The sequence below is a fragment of the Pseudomonas hefeiensis genome (assembly GCF_030687835.1).
GTDB lineage: Bacteria > Pseudomonadota > Gammaproteobacteria > Pseudomonadales > Pseudomonadaceae > Aquipseudomonas > Aquipseudomonas hefeiensis.
This window is the reverse complement of record NZ_CP117449.1, coordinates 5,845,661-5,861,293: the sequence shown is the minus strand read 5'-3', so window position 1 is coordinate 5,861,293 and position 15,633 is coordinate 5,845,661. Positions and strand designations below refer to the sequence as shown.

The 15,633-nt window shown below is 60.5% G+C and carries 10 protein-coding genes and 1 pseudogene; 2 read left to right on the top strand and 9 right to left on the bottom strand.

All coding sequences use genetic code 11. The annotated features are described in order from the left end of the window. Positions 1–206: 206 nt before the first annotated feature. The 5 genes and pseudogenes from PSH57_RS26495 to PSH57_RS26475 all read right to left on the bottom strand — a co-directional run bounded on the left by PSH57_RS26495 (position 207) and on the right by PSH57_RS26475 (position 7,161). A pseudogene (locus PSH57_RS26495) lies at positions 207–2,634 on the bottom strand (TonB-dependent siderophore receptor). A 234-nt stretch (positions 2,635–2,868) separates the two neighbouring features. Continuing rightward, entirely contained in the window at positions 2,869–3,849 is a 981-nt protein-coding gene (locus PSH57_RS26490; RefSeq protein WP_305386342.1) for a FecR domain-containing protein, read from the bottom strand. Then, positions 3,846–4,364 carry an RNA polymerase sigma factor gene (locus PSH57_RS26485; RefSeq protein WP_305386340.1) on the bottom strand — a complete coding sequence of 173 codons (519 nt, stop codon included), beginning with the start codon at positions 4,362–4,364 and terminating at the stop codon, positions 3,846–3,848. The genes PSH57_RS26490 and PSH57_RS26485 overlap by 4 nt, the downstream gene beginning before the upstream one ends. Before the next feature lie 152 nt (positions 4,365–4,516). After that, on the bottom strand, positions 4,517–5,224 hold the full coding sequence (locus PSH57_RS26480) for a 3'-5' exonuclease (protein WP_305386338.1): 708 nt from the start codon (positions 5,222–5,224) through the stop codon (positions 4,517–4,519). Further along, the gene (locus tag PSH57_RS26475) at positions 5,221–7,161 is read right to left on the bottom strand and encodes a putative nucleotidyltransferase substrate binding domain-containing protein (RefSeq protein ID WP_305386336.1); all 1,941 of its coding nucleotides are present in this window, start codon (positions 7,159–7,161) and stop codon (positions 5,221–5,223) included. The genes PSH57_RS26480 and PSH57_RS26475 overlap by 4 nt, the downstream gene beginning before the upstream one ends. Before the next feature lie 251 nt (positions 7,162–7,412). Here PSH57_RS26475 and PSH57_RS26470 point away from each other — a divergent pair, with 251 nt between their 5' ends. After that, entirely contained in the window at positions 7,413–7,859 is a 447-nt protein-coding gene (locus PSH57_RS26470; RefSeq protein ID WP_047228125.1) for a response regulator, read from the top strand. A gap of 149 nt (positions 7,860–8,008) precedes the next feature. On the opposite strand, the gene PSH57_RS26465 is transcribed toward PSH57_RS26470, so the two are convergent. After that, entirely contained in the window at positions 8,009–10,186 is a 2,178-nt protein-coding gene (locus PSH57_RS26465) for a malate synthase G (protein ID WP_305386332.1), read from the bottom strand. A 554-nt stretch (positions 10,187–10,740) separates the two neighbouring features. On the opposite strand from PSH57_RS26465, the gene PSH57_RS26460 reads away from it, so the two are divergent. Continuing rightward, on the top strand, positions 10,741–11,259 hold the full coding sequence (locus PSH57_RS26460; protein WP_305386329.1) for a glycine cleavage system transcriptional repressor: 519 nt from the start codon (positions 10,741–10,743) through the stop codon (positions 11,257–11,259). Between the two features lie 217 nt (positions 11,260–11,476). On the opposite strand, the gene rarD is transcribed toward PSH57_RS26460, so the two are convergent. From rarD to PSH57_RS26445, 3 genes are all read right to left on the bottom strand, one after another. Further along, a complete protein-coding gene (gene rarD, locus PSH57_RS26455) occupies positions 11,477–12,364 on the bottom strand; it encodes an EamA family transporter RarD (protein ID WP_305386326.1) in 888 nt (295 codons plus the stop codon). Between the two features lie 202 nt (positions 12,365–12,566). After that, positions 12,567–13,541, bottom strand: coding sequence for a serine/threonine protein kinase (locus PSH57_RS26450; protein WP_047228121.1), 975 nt, complete (start codon positions 13,539–13,541; stop codon positions 12,567–12,569). Between the two features lie 191 nt (positions 13,542–13,732). Then, positions 13,733–15,628 (bottom strand): PhoX family protein, encoded by a 1,896-nt coding sequence (locus PSH57_RS26445; protein ID WP_305386323.1) that lies wholly within the window; start codon positions 15,626–15,628, stop codon positions 13,733–13,735. Positions 15,629–15,633 lie beyond the last annotated feature (5 nt).

The following is a 15,633-nucleotide window of genomic DNA, read 5'->3' as shown; positions in this document are numbered from 1 at the left end:
TTGATCCGAATGCAAAAGGGCCCCGATGCCTGAGGTCTGCCGAGAAACCTGTGGGAGCGGGCTTGCTCGCGAAAGCGGTGTGCCAGACAACATCAATGTTGACTGTTACGCCGTCTTCGCGAGCAAGCCCGCTCCCACAGGGATTTCATTTGACTGACGGATCTCAGTTACAGGTGCCCTCAAAAGATTTTGCAAATGCTAACCGTTTACCATTTGTATTTCACGCTGGCGACGACGCTGCGTTGATCGCCGTAGTAGCAGTAGGAACCGTCACAAGTGGACAGGTAGTCCTTGTTGAAGACGTTTTTTGCGTCCACCGCCACCGAAACCCCTTTGAGCGAGTTGTTCAGGCGCCCCAGGTCGTAATGGGCCGACGCGTCATACACGGTATAGGAACCGACATGTCCCCAATCGGTGTTGGTGGTGTTGCCATAGGTGTCGCCGACATAACGCACACCTGCACCGACACCAAAGCCGTCCAGCGGGCCGTTGTGCCAGGTGTAATCGGCCCATGCGGTAGCCTGGTGACGCGGCACCTGGGCCATGCGCTTGCCTTCTTCAGCCGCGGTGCCTTTGGTGATTTCGCTGTCGTTGTAGGTGTAGGAGCCGACCAGCTTCAGGCTGTCGGTCACGTCACCGGTCGCCTCCAGTTCGAGGCCGCGTACTCGCACTTCACCTACTTGGCGGGTGATGTTGTTTTCGGTGACGGAGTTGTTTTGCTGGGTCAGGTCGAACACCGCCGCCGTCAGCAGGGTTTTGGTGCCGGGCGGCTGGTACTTGATGCCGGCTTCATACTGTTCGCCTTCGGTCGGCTTGAATGCATCGGTGCTGTTGACGTTGGTGCCGGCCGCTGCCTGGAAGGACTGGGCAAAGGAAATATACGGCGTCACGCCATTATCGAAGACGTAGCTCAGCGCCGCGTTGCCGCTGAATTTCTTGTCGCGCTGGGTGTTGGTCGCCCCGGCCTGGTTGTGGAACTCGGTGCCGGTGTGAATCCAGTCTTCACGACCACCGAGGGTCAGGCGCCAGTTGTCCAGGGCGATCTGGTCCTGGACGTAGAGACCGGTTTGCTGGGTCTTCTGGTTGTAGTCGTACATGGTGAAATACTGAACGTTGGAAAAATCCTGTCCGTAGATCGGGTTATGGATATTGCTGTCGGGAACACCGGTGGAACCCCACAGCCAACGCGAATTGCTGTTGGAACGTTGGTGATCCAGGCCCAGCAGCAAGGTGTGGCTCAGGCTTGCCGTCTGGAAATCGGCCTGGAAGTTGTTGTCGACGGCGAACTGACTGATGTCTTCGTCAACAATCCCGGCGCTGCGCTTGACGGTGCCGTCGGGGCTTACTGCTTGGTCAGGAGGAAATGTTCCCGCCGTGATGCCTTGGGACTCCAGATCGCTCTTGGTATAGCGCAGGTTCTGGCGGAACTGCCAGGTGTCGTTCAAACGATGTTCAAACGCATAGCCGAGGGCGTAGTAGGTGCGGTCGTAGAATTCCCAGTCCGGGTCACCCAGGTTTTTGTGGTGGGAAATCTTGCCGGCCGGCGACGATAGCTTGGTGCCTTGCAGTGGCAGGAATTGCCCGGTGATGCCGGTGTCGTCGCGGGTGTACTGAGACAGGAACGTCAGGCGGGTGTCGTCGTTGATGTTCCAGGTCAGACTTGGGGCGATGTTGTAGCGTTTGTCCGGGATGTGATCGACCTGGGCGTTGCTGTCGCGCACCGTGCCGCTGAGCCGATACAGGAACTGGCCTTCGTCATCGACCTTGCCGGTGCTGTCGAAGTTGATCTGCTTGTGTTCGTTGCTGCCGGCTTGCAGTTCGACCTCGTGGCTGCTTTGAGCTTGCGGGCGACGGCTGACCATGTCCAGCATGCCACCGGGTGGCGTCTGGCCGTAGACCGAAGATGCCGGACCACGCAGCACGGCGATGCGTTCGAGGTTCCAGGGCTCGATTTTCGGCGTGACGTAGTTGCCCTTGGGCAGCGGCAGGCCATCGAGAAACTGCGTCGGTACAAAGCCGCGCACCAGCAGCCAGTCATTGCGTGAGTCCGAGCCGTAGCCGCTGCTCTGCACGCCAGCGGTGTAGCGCAGGGCGTCATTGAGGTTGAGGACCGAGCGATCTTCCATCTGCTGGCGTGTGACCACGGAAACCGAGCGTGGCAGTTCGACAATCGGCGTATCCGTCTTGGTGCCGGCCGCCGTGCGAGTGGCGACGTAGCCGTCGGTCGGGCCCCACGCGGTTTCGCTGAGGCCGGCGCCGATCACGCTGGTTTCCGGCAGCGCCATGACGCCTTCGGGTACGGCCACCAGGCTGTAGGTGCCGGCGCTGCTTTGTTCCAGTTGAAGGCCTGTGCCGCGCAAGGCCTCACGCAATGCACCAATGGCGTCGAACTGGCCCTGGACCGGTGCCGAGTTTTTTCCCGAGGCCAGGGACGGGGTCAGGCTCAGGGCAAGCCCGGCCTGACTGGCGATCTGGTTCAAGGTGGTGGCCAATGGCGCGGCGGGCAAGTTGTAGGCGCGCACGCTCGAAGCTTGTTCGGCGGCCAGCAACGGGCCGCTGACCAACGGGGCGGCAAAAGCGATGGCAACGGCCCAACAGACTGGGGCGCAACAGGGTGTCTAGCGGGCGGGACATACGGCGGCTCCTGAATGGAAATATTTCTCAATTGCCTGGGTGCCGGATGAAAATTCAAAAGTGATAGGGCTGGATGAAAATAATTTAGATTCGGTTTGCGGATTGAGGCGTCCAGTCTGGTTTTTGTGCTGAGGCAACAGGCCTCTTCGCGAGCAAGCCCGCTCCCACAGGAGTCCGCATTTCCATGTGGGAGCGGGCTTGCTCGCGAAGGCGGCCTACCTGATAAAAGATCTCTCAGGGTTTCGGCGCGGCCCTCGGCCCCACCACTACCCACCAGCGCGTGTGATGCTCGACCTGCACCGGCAAGGTCGGCAGCAGGGCGCTCAATGCCAGATCGGTATCGTGCAGCGGGAAGCTGCCAGTGATGCGCAGGTCTGCCACGTGTGGCTCGACGCCCAGGTAGCCGCGCCGATAGCGCCCCAGCTCATGGACCAGGTCTTCGAGGCGGGCGTTGTCCACCACCAGCATGCCGCGGGTCCAGGCATCGACGCCCGGACTCAGGACCATCGTCGGCCCGAGGCCGCCGCGGCGCATCAACACCTGCTGGCCTTCGCGCAAGATCTGTTCTTCGTCGGTGGCCTGCGGATGCGCCGCCACCGCCGACTTCAACACGCTCAGGCGCGTGCCTTCTGCTTCTCGCTTGACCAAAAATCGGGTGCCCAGGGCGCGCATGCTGCCTTCGCGGGTTTCAACGATAAACGGACGCGGATCGTTGTGGCCGGTTTCCACCAGGATCTCGCCTTCTTGCAGGACAATACGTCGCTGCGTGTCATCGAAACGCACGTCCAGCGCACTGTGGGTGTTGAGGTTGATCAGCGTGCCGTCGGCCAGGCGCAGGATGCGTTGCTCGCCGGTGGCGGTGCGCTGGTCGGCCAGCCAGTAATCCAGCGGCAAGTAACGATCTCCGGCAAACAACGCCAGACCGATCACTGCAACAATGCTGGCCAGGCTGCTGCCGACCTTGCGCACCCGGCGACGAATGTTTGCTCTGGATTGCAACAACGCGGCTCGCCCAGGGCCGTTGGCGACACTGAAACGTTGGTCGAGCATGCCCAACTGCCGCCAGGCCCGGGCGTGTTCTTCGTCGGCGGCATGCCATTGGGCGAACGCTTCACGCTCCTGGGCGCTGCCGCCGCCTGAATCCAGGGACAGTTGCCAGGCAATGGCCGCATCCAGAACCCCGGTCGAGACGGGTTTGGAAGAAGGCGTGCTCATGTTGGCTCACCATAAAGTGCGATGTAGCACTGGCGCATGCCCTGGGCCAGGTACTGCCGCACCCGTGGCACGGAAACCCCCAGGCGCTCGGCGATTTCTGCATGGCCGAGGCCGTCGAGGCGGTTATAAAGGAAGGCGGCACGGGCCTTGCTCGACAATTTTCCGAGCAGCCGGTCAATAGCCTTGAGGTCTTCGAGGATCAGTTGCTGCTCTTCCACCGACGGCTGTTCGTTTTCCGGGATCAGCATCAGCTCGGTGAGGTAAGCCTGCTCCAGCGCCGCCCGACGGAAATAATCGAACAGCAACCCCTTGGCGATCGCCACCAGAAACGCCCTGGGCTCCCGGGGCGCTGTCAGATCCTCCCGGCCCAGCAGGCGCACGAAGGTATCCTGGCTCAGATCTTCGGCCCGCTGTGGGCAGGCCACGTTGCGGCGCAGCCATGCCAATAGCCACCTGCGATGGTCACGGTACAACGCACCAACCAGATCACTGTGGGGGCTTGGGACTGACGACACGAAGCATCACCGACGTTTTAAGTAACGAGAATTGTTCGCGATTGTCGCAGAGACGGGGGAGGGAAAGCAATTGGCGCTGGTCGGAGCACGATCCGCGGGTTCAGGTGATCCGTGGGAGCAAGGCTTGCCCCCACAGGTCAAGCAGCCTTGGATTAAAGCGAAGGCGCCCGTTGCCGCCGCTTCCATTGGCTCAGGCGCTGTTGCAGGTCAAGCGGGCTATGGATCTGCTGCTGACGGGCACGGCTGAACAGAATGAGCGCCAATTCGGCGGTGGCCAGGGCGTCGGCGCTGGCGTTATGGCGGTCGAAGACTTGCAGTTTGCACCAGTCGATCCAGTCGTCCAGTCCAGCCTTGCGCAAGTGCGCCTGAGGACAGAGCATCGGCGCCAGGTCAGCGACATCCAGAAACGGATGCTGCAAGCGATAACCGAGGTAGTCCTTCAGGGCCCGCCCCAGCATGTGGGAGTCAAACGGTGCGTGGAACGCCAGCAGTGGACTGTCGCCGACGAACTCCATGAACGCCAGCAGCGCCTCGGCCGGATCGCTGCCGGCGGCGATTTCACTCGGCGCCAGGCCATGGATCAATACACTTGGCCCCAGCTTCTGCTTGTCGCACTGCAAGGTGCGCTCGAACTGCTGGCTGAAGTCGATGGCACCGTCTTCTATGACGATCGCACCAATGGACAGCACCTGATCTTTATTCAGGTTCAGCCCCGTGGTTTCCAGATCCAGCACCACCCAGCGTTGCTCTCTCAGGCTGTACTCCCCCAGAGGCGAAGGTGCCGGCAGGCGGTCCAGGCGCTGTTGCACGTATTCAGACAACATCGGTTGGACCGGGCGTAACCAGGAAAAAATGCTCACAACTGGTACCTCAGCGTCAGGCTGCTTTGCAGCCGTTGGGCCTGGCGCAGGGATTCGCGCAGAATGCGCCGGTCCAGATGATTGAGGCTGTCGGGGTCGACCCGGTTGGAGTAGGGCAGGTTCTCGCGGGTTTGCAGTTGATGTTGTTGCATCCGGGTTTGCTGAATGAAGTGATAGGCCTCTTCATAGGCCGCGCCATCGAGCGGTTGGATCACGTCCTTGATGACCAGTTGCCGCAGGCGCTCCAGGGTATTGTTGGCTTCGATGCCATTGGCCAGGGCCAGCAGGCGGGCGCCGTCGACAAAAGGCGTCAGGCCTTGCACCTTCAGGTCCAGAGTGGCTTTTTCGCCGTTCTTGCGGCTGAGCACGAAATCCCTGAAGCGTCCCACCGGCGGACGATGACGCAGCGCGTTCTCGGCCATCATGCGCTGGAACAGGCGGTTATCGGCCACCTGTTCGAGCACCTGCTGGCGCAACTGCTCACAGCCTTGCTCGTCGCCCCAGACCACCCGCAGGTCGAAATAGATACTCGAGCTCAACAGGTTTTCCGGCGTCGCTTCCCGAATGAACGCGGCAAAGCGTCGGGCCCATTCGGCGCGGGACAGGCACAGCTCCGGGTTGCCGGCCATGATGTTGCCCTTGCACAAGGTGAAACCACAGAGGGCCAGGCTCTGGTTGATCTGTTGGGCGATGGGCAGCAGCAGCCCGCGGATCTGCGCCGCATGGGCGGCGTCCCGGGCTTCGAACAGGATGCCGTTGTCCTGGTCGGTGTGCAGGGTCTGCTCGCGTCGGCCTTCACTGCCGAAACACAACCAACTGAACGGCACGCCCGGATCACCCTTGTCGGCCAGGGTCAGTTCGATGACCCGGCACACGGTGTGGTCGTTGAGCAGTGTGATGATCTGGGTGATCTGCGTTGACGATGCGCCATGGGCCAGCATGCGCTCGACCAATTGCCCGATCTCGCCGCGCAGGGCCACCAGGCTCTCCACTTTCGGGGCGCTGCTAATGGTCCGTGCCAGATGCACCAGGTCGACCCGCTGCAGGGAAAACAGATCGCGTTCGGACACCACGCCGCACAAGCGGTGGTCCTTGACCAGACAAACATGGGCGATATGGCGCTCAGTCATGGCAATGGCCGCGTCGAAGGCGCTGTGGTCCGGCGAAAGATAAAAAGGTGTCGGGGTCATATGCGCGGCAATGGCTTCGGAAAAATCCCCGGAACCGTCGGCGACCACATGCCGCAGGTCACGCAGGGTAAAGATCCCTACCGGCGCTTTCTGCTCGTTCACCACTACAATGCTTCCGACCTGCTGCTCGTGCATCAGTTTCACCGCTTCGCGCAGTGGCATGTCAGGGGGGCAACTCACCGGATGACGCATCGCCAGTTCGCCCAGCCGGGTGTTGAGGGAGTACTGGGTGCCCAGGGTTTGCGCGGACTTCTGCTGGACTTGCTGATTGAATTGGTCAAGCAGACTGCTGACCCCACGCAGGGCGAAATCACGAAACGGGCTCGACAGGGCGAACAGTTTGATGAATGCCGGCTTGTTCAACTGCAGGCAAAAGGTGTCCTCGCCGGCCCGGTGCTCAGTGCGGGTGGCTCGCTCCCCCAGCAGCGCGGCAAGGGGGAAGCATTCGCCGGTGGTGATTTCGAAAGTGGTCTCGGTGCCTGCTTTCGCCGAATGCGGACGTTCGCCCACGACCCGGCCCTGCTTGACGATATAGAAGTGTTCCACCGTACCGTCGGCCGGTTTGATGATGGTTTCTCCCAGTGCGTAAAAACGCAGCAGGCATTGCTCCACCAGGTAAGCCAGGTGAGCGTTTTCCATTTGGTTGAACGGGGGAAAACGCTGAAGGAATTGCAGCGTTCCCTGGATGTTCTGCAACACCGCGGTTTTCCCTGCCTGGGTAAAGGCGTCCGTTTTTTTCATAACCATGGCGCAGTCTTTTTTGAATTGTAGTGGTCGGATCTGTCCCCATGGTCAACCCCTGAGGGTAGGGTGCCCATTGGACGTAAGTCTAGGTCGCCGCAAAGGCGGCGAAACTGTAGAAAAATCCCACGTTTGGCCTCCGAAAAGCCTGCAACAAATATACTTGGAAAAAAATCCGACGAAGTGCACATTGAAGCGCAGCAGAACGATGTCTGACCACTGTGCCGGGGACCGATTTAAAGAACGTAGAGAGCATCATGTCCGACCACGATATTTTGAGTGACGCCGAGCGCGAGGCGCTGAGTGCCGTCATGCTGGAACCTGATTTGCCGCCGCAGCGAGTCTTGATCGTCGATGACGACAAGGACGCCCGCGAGTTGCTCTCGGAAATTCTGGCGCTGGACGGTATTCATTGCATGACCGCCGCCAGCGGTGAAACGGCGCTCAAGTTGCTGGAAACCAAGCCGTCGATCGGCCTGTTGATCACTGACTTGCGTATGGGCAATGTCGATGGCCTGGAGCTGGTCCGTCTGGTGCGGGAGTCGGAGCGGGCAGCGTTGCCGATTATCCTCGTCTCCGGCGATGCGGACGTGAAGGACGCCATTGAAGCGATGCATCTGAGCGTAGTGGATTTTTTGCTCAAGCCCATTGATACGGAAAAATTGCTGGGCCTGGTCAAGCATGAGCTGGGGATGGACCTTTAAAATTGTCTGTGGAGGCAAGGCTTGCTCCCACAGATAAATCCCCCTCGCCCCGATGAGTCGAGCATCAGCCAGGGCTTGGTGATTTTGCAATGAAAAAGCCCTGATCGAAAGATCAGGGCTTTTTTTTCGTTGCAGTGTCTACCGCTCAATCACAGCCCATTGGCTGCCTTGAACTCGCGACGGCGACGGTGCAGCACCGGCTCGGTATAGCCGTTAGGCTGCCGGGTGCCTTCGATCACCAACTCCACCGCCGCCTGGAAGGCGATGTTGCTGTCGAAGTCCGGTGCCAGTGGCCGGTACAGCGGGTCGCTGGCGTTCTGGCGGTCCACCACCGGCGCCATGCGCTTGAGGCTTTCCATCACCTGCTCCTGGGTGACGATGCCGTGGCGCAGCCAGTTGGCGATGTGCTGGCTGGAAATACGCAGCGTCGCACGGTCTTCCATCAGGCCAATATCGTTGATGTCCGGCACCTTGGAGCAACCTACGCCCTGGTCGATCCAGCGCACCACGTAACCGAGGATGCCCTGGGCGTTGTTGTCCAGTTCGTTCCTGATCTGCTCCGGTGTCCAGTTCGGGTTGACGGCCAGCGGGATGGTCAGGATGTCGTCCACCGAGGCGCGGCTACGTTTGGCCAGTTCGGCCTGACGGGCGAACACGTCGACCTTGTGATAGTGCAGCGCGTGCAGCGCAGCAGCGGTCGGCGATGGAACCCATGCGGTATTGGCACCGGCCATAGGATGAGCGATTTTCTGCTCCAGCATCGCGGCCATCAGGTCCGGCATGGCCCACATGCCCTTGCCAATTTGCGCGCGACCCTGCAAGCCGGTGCTCAGGCCGATATCCACGTTCCAGTTTTCGTACGCGGCGATCCACTTTTCGGCCTTCATGTCGGCCTTGCGCACCATCGGGCCGGCTTCCATGGACGTGTGGATTTCGTCGCCGGTGCGGTCCAGGAAACCGGTGTTGATGAACACCACGCGTTCGCTGGCGGCCTTGATGCAGGCCTTGAGGTTGACCGTGGTCCGGCGCTCCTCGTCCATGATCCCGACCTTGAGGGTGTTGCGCGGCAGGTTCAGCACGTCTTCGACGCGGGCGAACAGCTCGTTGGTGAACGCGGCTTCTTCCGGCCCGTGCATCTTCGGCTTGACGATGTACACCGAGCCGGTACGGCTGTTGCGCCGCGAAGTATTGCCGTTGAGGCTGTGGATCGCCGCCAGGCTGGTGATCAAGCCGTCAAGGATGCCTTCCGGTACTTCATGACCGTCCTTGTCCAGGATCGCGTCGATGGTCATCAGATGACCGACGTTACGCACGAACAGCAGCGAGCGGCCATGCAGGGTCAGGCCCGAACCATCGACAGTCGTGTACGCACGATCGGGGTTCATGGTGCGGGTAAACGTCTGACCGCCCTTGGCGACCTGTTCCGACAGATCGCCCTTCATCAGGCCGAGCCAGTTACGGTAGATCACCACTTTGTCATCGGCATCAACGGCGGCGACCGAGTCTTCGCAGTCCATGATGGTGGTCAGCGCGGCTTCCATCAGGATGTCTTTGACGCCGGCGGCATCGGTCTGGCCGACGGGGGTGCTGGCGTCGATCTGGATTTCGAAATGCAGGCCGTTGTGCTTCAACAGCACGGCGGTCGGTGCCGAGACATCGCCCTGGAAGCCAATCAACTGGGCATCGTCACGCAGGCCGCTGTTGCTGCCGCCCTTGAGGGTGACCACCAGTTTGCCGTCGACGATTTTATAAGCGGTGGAATCGACATGGGAGCCGGCTGCCAGCGGGGCTGCTTCGTCGAGGAAGGCGCGGGCAAAGGCGATGACCTTGTCGCCGCGCACCTTGTTGTAGCCTTTGCCTTTTTCCGCACCATCGGCTTCCCTGATGGCGTCGGTGCCGTACAGCGCGTCGTACAGCGAACCCCAGCGGGCGTTCGATGCGTTGAGAGCGAAGCGGGCATTCATCACCGGCACGACCAACTGCGGGCCGGCCATGCGGGCGATTTCGTCATCGACATTTTGCGTCGTGGCCTGGAAGTCCGCCGCTTCTGGCAGCAGATAACCGATGTCTTGCAGGAAGGCTTTGTAAGCCACGGCATCGTGGGCGTGGCCGGCGCGGGCCTGGTGCCAGGCATCGATCTGTGCCTGGAAATCGTCGCGTTTGGCGAGTAGGGCTTTGTTCTTCGGGGCCAGGTCGTGGATGACTTTGTCGGCACCGGCCCAGAACGCATCGGCGGTGAGGCCGGTTCCGGGGATGGCTTCGTTATTCACGAAGTCGAACAGGACTTTGGCGACCCGCAGGCCACCGACTTGAACGTGTTCAGTCATTGCTTGCCTCACTCTGCTCAGCTATTTCGCTTTTCAGCTCTTCGATTTTGACAATGAAGCCTCGGGACATTTAAACCACAAACCCCGGAACCAGTACATGCCATCGCTGGCGGCTGGGTGGGACCTATCACGGGCGTTAAGCCTTGCTGACGGGGCTTTCAGGGATGCGACTGCGCCTTAAGCGGACATCGGTCCAACGTTATGTAGTGCGCGCTGCGGCATACTACATGATCAGTTGCGGTTGTGAAAATTAGACTAATTGCGTCGTTCCGCGACCCACTAAAGTGCTACGGTCACAACGAAGCACGGAATGTTCTCAAAAAAATGACATATTGTTCCAGTTAAATCTTTAAAGTTGTACACGATGTCTCTGGTGTCACCCTGTGGGAGCAAAGCTTGCTCGCGATGAAAACAACTCGCTCCTTCTGAAACCATGGCGCCTGTATCGCGAGCAAGCTTTGCTTCCACAGGGGTGAGGTATAAATCTTTAGGCCACAGTCTGCTCGCGATCACCTGCCTATACTGTCCCTTCCATCAACAAGAGGGCTCGCGCCATGGACCATCTCGTCATCACTGTTTTCGCCCCGGACAAGCCCAGGTTGGTCGAGCACATCGCCCTTTGCATCGCCGAGCATGGCGGTAACTGGCTGGAAAGCCGCATGTCGCGCCTGGCGGGACAATTTGCCGGAATCCTGCGCCTGAGTGTTCCGGCCGAGTCCCATGACGAACTGATCGAAGCCCTGCAAGGCCTGTCGGCCCACAACATCCGTGTGCTGATCGCTGAGGGCATCGTCGAAGAGTCCTGCACCTGGAAACCTATCGCGATGGAGCTGGTGGGTAACGATCGCCCTGGCATCGTGCGCGACATCACCCGCTTACTGAGTGAGCAGGGTGTCAACGTCGAGCGACTGGTCACGGACGTGCGACCGGCGCCGATGAGCAGCGAGTTGCTGTTTCACGCCGAAGCGATCCTCGGGGTGCCGGTGACCTTGTCTCTGGACACTTTGCAGGAACGTTTGGAAACCCTGGCCGATGAGCTGATGGTGGAACTGAAACTCAGTGACGAAAGCTGATACAGGTTATCCAAGGAAAAACTGCGCCTGCCTGTGGATAACCTGTAGAGACACGCCGCAAGCCCATACGGGCCGGGGCTTGATGACGAGTGATTAAAAAATCACCAGTTTTCAATAGCTTGTGCACAAACGGCGGGGATCAGGTTGTGGATAACCTTGGTGCGGATCGCCGCAGGCCACGTCGTGTGTGGCCTGCGCAGGGTTGTTCGATTTTTGATCAGCTGCGTCGGCGCATGCTCACCACGGCATCGATGCTGTACACCGCAAGCCCTGCCCAGATGAACAGGAACGCGACTAATGTGCTGGACGACAAATGCTCGTCGAACAGCAACACCGCCAGCAGTAGCACCAGCGTCGGGGCGATGTATTGCAGAAAGCCCAAGGTGGTATAGGGCAAGTGCCGGGCAGCGGCGTTGAAACACACCAGTGGTACCAGTGTCACGGGCCCCGCCGCCACCAGCCACCAGGCTTCGGAGGTGGTCCAGAAAACTGCTTGGGCACTGGTAGCCGCCGGGTTGAACAACAACCAGGCAACGGCGATCGGCACCAGCATCCAGGTTTCCACCACCAGCCCGGGTAGAGCCTTGACCGGGGCCTGCTTGCGGATCAGCCCATAAAAGCCGAAGGTCAGCGCCAGCACCAGCGACACCCACGGCAGGCTGCCCACTTGCCAGACCTGCTGCGCCACACCGACCGCGGCCAACCCCACCGCCAGCCACTGCATGCGCCGCAACCGTTCACCCAGGATCAACATACCGAGCAATACGTTCACCAGCGGGTTGATGTAGTACCCCAGGCTCGCTTCGAGCATGCGCCCGTTGTTCACCGCCCAGACATAGGTCAGCCAGTTGGCCGCGATCAGCGTACCGCTCAGGGCGAGGATCGCCAGTCGGCGTGGATTGTCCCGCAGTTCGCGCCACCAGCCCGGGTGTTTCCAGACCATCAGCAACGCCGCGCCGAACAGCGCCGACCACAGCACCCGGTGGATGATGATTTCCACCGAGGGCACGTTGGCGATGGCTTTGAAATAGATCGGGAACAGACCCCAGATGATGTAGGCGCTCAGGCCCAGGATATACCCGCGACGCGGGTTGGCGGCTTGCATGCAGAATCCTTGCTTAGGCAGCTAACAAAAGAGTGATTGTAAGGGGATTTGTCAGATTGTGCCGTGAACAGTGTGCACAATCCCCGCAGATCCCCTGTGGGAACGGGCTTGCTTGCGAAGGCGGCGTGCCTGGCAGCACAACTTTGCCTGACCCAGCGCTTTCGCGAGCAAGCCCGCTCCCACAGGATGATTCTGGGTTACATCAAAACAACTTCAACGGCTCCTCATTAAGCGCCGCCAGTTGCTCGCGCAACGCCAACACCTGGTCACCCCAGTAACGCTCGCTGCCGAACCACGGGAAGCTGCGCGGGAACGCCGGATCGTCCCAACGGCGCGCCAGCCAGGCGCTGTAATGCATCAGGCGCAGGGCACGCAGTGGTTCGATCAAGGCCAGTTCACGCGGGTCAAAGTCATGAAACTCGCGGTAACCGTCCATCAATTCCGACAACTGCCCCAGGCATTCCTGACGATCACCGGCGAGCATCATCCACAAGTCCTGTACCGCCGGCCCCATGCGGCAGTCGTCCAGGTCGACGATATGAAAAACCTCGTCGCGGCACATCATGTTGCCGGGGTGGCAGTCGCCGTGCATGCGGATGTTCTGGTGGGGCGTGGCGGCATAGACCTCTTCGACCCGTTTGAGCAGATCCCTGGCCACCGACTCGTAGGCCGGAAGCAGGCTGCGGGGTACGAAACCGCTTTGCAGCACGGTGGCCAGCGAATCATGGCCAAAATTTTTCACGCCCAACGCTTCACGGTGTTCGAACGGACGGGTCGACCCGACTGCGTGCAGGCGCCCGAGCAATTGCCCCAAGCGATAGAGTTGGTCGAGGTTGCCCGGCTCAGGCGCGCGGCCGCCGCGCCGGGGAAACAGGGTGAAGCGAAACCCGGCGTGTTCGTGCAGACTGACACCGTTGTGAATCAGCGGCGCTACCACCGGCACGTCGCATTCGGCCAGTTCGAAGGTGAAACGGTGCTCTTCCAGAATCGCTTCGTTGGTCCAGCGCTGAGGGCGATAGAACTTGGCGATCAGCGGTTCGGCGTCTTCGATACCCACCTGATAGACACGGTTTTCATAGCTGTTGAGGGCCAGCACACGGGCGTCGCTGAGCAAGCCCATGCTTTCAACGGCATCGAGCACCAGGTCGGGTGTGAGGGTTTCAAACGGATGGGACATGCTGACTCCTGCGCAGCGGCAGGGCTGCCGCGTCCGGCCCAGCATGGTAGCGCAGACGGAGGGAGATAGGTGACGGCCGTAGCTGATGCCATCGCGAGCAGGCTCGCTCCCACAGGATTTTGTGGTGCACCGTAGATAGGAGGGTGCACTGGAATCAATGTGGGAGCGAGCCTGCTCGCGATAAGGCCCGATCAGGCGCCGATGACCCCGCCGTCCTCACGGGTAATTATCATCACCGATGACCGCGGCTTACCATTGGGCAGATGTTCAGGGAACGTCGAGCCGCCGCTTGGGTGCTGGATGCCGACGAACAGGGTTTTGTAGTCCGGCGAAAAGCTGATTCCGGTCACTTCGCAACCCACCGGCCCGACCAGGAATCGACGGATTTCGCCACTGTCGGGGTCGGCGCAGAGCATTTGGTTGTTGCCCATGCCGGCAAAGTCCCCGGTATTGCTGAAATCACCGTCGGTCTGAATCCACAGCCGCCCGGCCTTGTCGAAGCCCAGACCATCGGGGCTATTGAACATGTTTTGCGGGTTGATGTTGGACGAGCCGGCCTTTGGCGTGTTGGCGTGTACCGCCGGGTTGCCGGCGACCACAAACAAATCCCAGGCGAACGTGCTGGAAGCATGATCGTCGCGGTCGGTGCGCCAGCGCAGGATCTGCCCGTAGACGTTCTTGGCCCGGGGATTGGGCCCGTCCACCGGCTGACCGGCTTCGCCGCGCTTGGAGTTGTTGGTCAGGGTGCAATAGACCTGGCCGTCTTTGGGGCTGACGACTATCCACTCCGGACGGTCCATGCGGGTGGCGCCGACAGTGGTGGCGGCCAGACGCGCATGGATCAGGACTTCGGCCTGATCGGCGAAACCACTACTGGCGTCAAGACCGTTCTTGCCATGGGTCAACTCGATCCACTGGCCCATGCCTTTGGGATGGTCCGGGTTGGCATCACCGGCATCGAAGCGCGCCACGTACAACGTGCCGTGATCCAGCAGGTTGCGGTTGGCCTTGGGTTTTTTGTGGTCGATTTTGTCCCGGCTGACGAATTTGTAAATGAACTCGCCACGCTCATCGTCGCCCATGTAGACAACGGCATGACCGTCGCTGGTTTGTGTCAGGGCGGCGTTTTCGTGCTTGAAGCGACCCAGGGCCGTGCGTTTGACCGGGGTGGATTTCGGGTCAAACGGGTCGATCTCCACCACCCAGCCGTGACGATTGAGTTCGTTGGGATTTTTCGCCAGGTCGAAACGCGGGTCGTGCAGGTGCCAGTCGATTTCGCTGCTGGCGACGGTGGCGCCGTAACGCTTCTGCGCCTTATCGAACTGCAAGTCCGCCTTGCTGCTGCCAAAGCAGTCGGTGAAGTTCTCTTCACAGGTCAGGTAAGTGCCCCACGGCGTCATGCCGTTGGCGCAGTTCTGGAAAGTACCCAGCACTTTCTTGCCGGTCTTGTCGGCGCTGGTTTTCATCAGGTCATGGCCCGCGGCGGGGCCACTGAGCTCAATTGGCGTGTTGCCATGAATCCTGCGGTTGTAGCGCGAGTCCTGCACGAATCGCCATTGTCCGCCCTGACGCTGTATTTCAATCACCGACACACCTTCACAGGCTTGGGCCTTGTGCACATCTTCGGCCGACTTCGGCTGGCCGCCATGGGGGAAGAGGTATGGGTAGTTGGTGTACTCGTTGTTGATCGCCATCAGCGCCCGGTTGTCGTCGCCGGGAAACGGAAACAGGCTCATGCCGTCGTTATTGTCGCCAAACTGCATTTCCTGGGCGCGGGCGGTGCCATTGCCGCTCGGGTCGAACGCCGGTGCATTCTTCTGCAGGGGTTGACCCCAACTGATCAGCACTGAGGATTTGTAGCCCGCCGGTAGGGTGATGGTGTCGGCCGTGGCGGCTGCGATGCTTTCGAAGCCCAGCAGCTTGCTGTTGCCTTCGCTGACGGCGGCGGCCAGTACGCTGCGACTCAGCAGGTTGCCGCCCAGGAACATCGCCGCGCCGCACAGGGCGCCGGCGCTGATGAAGTTTCGACGGCTCAGGCCGACGATCTTTTCCAGGTCGGTGGATTGGTTTTCTTCTAATAGGCTCATCTGAG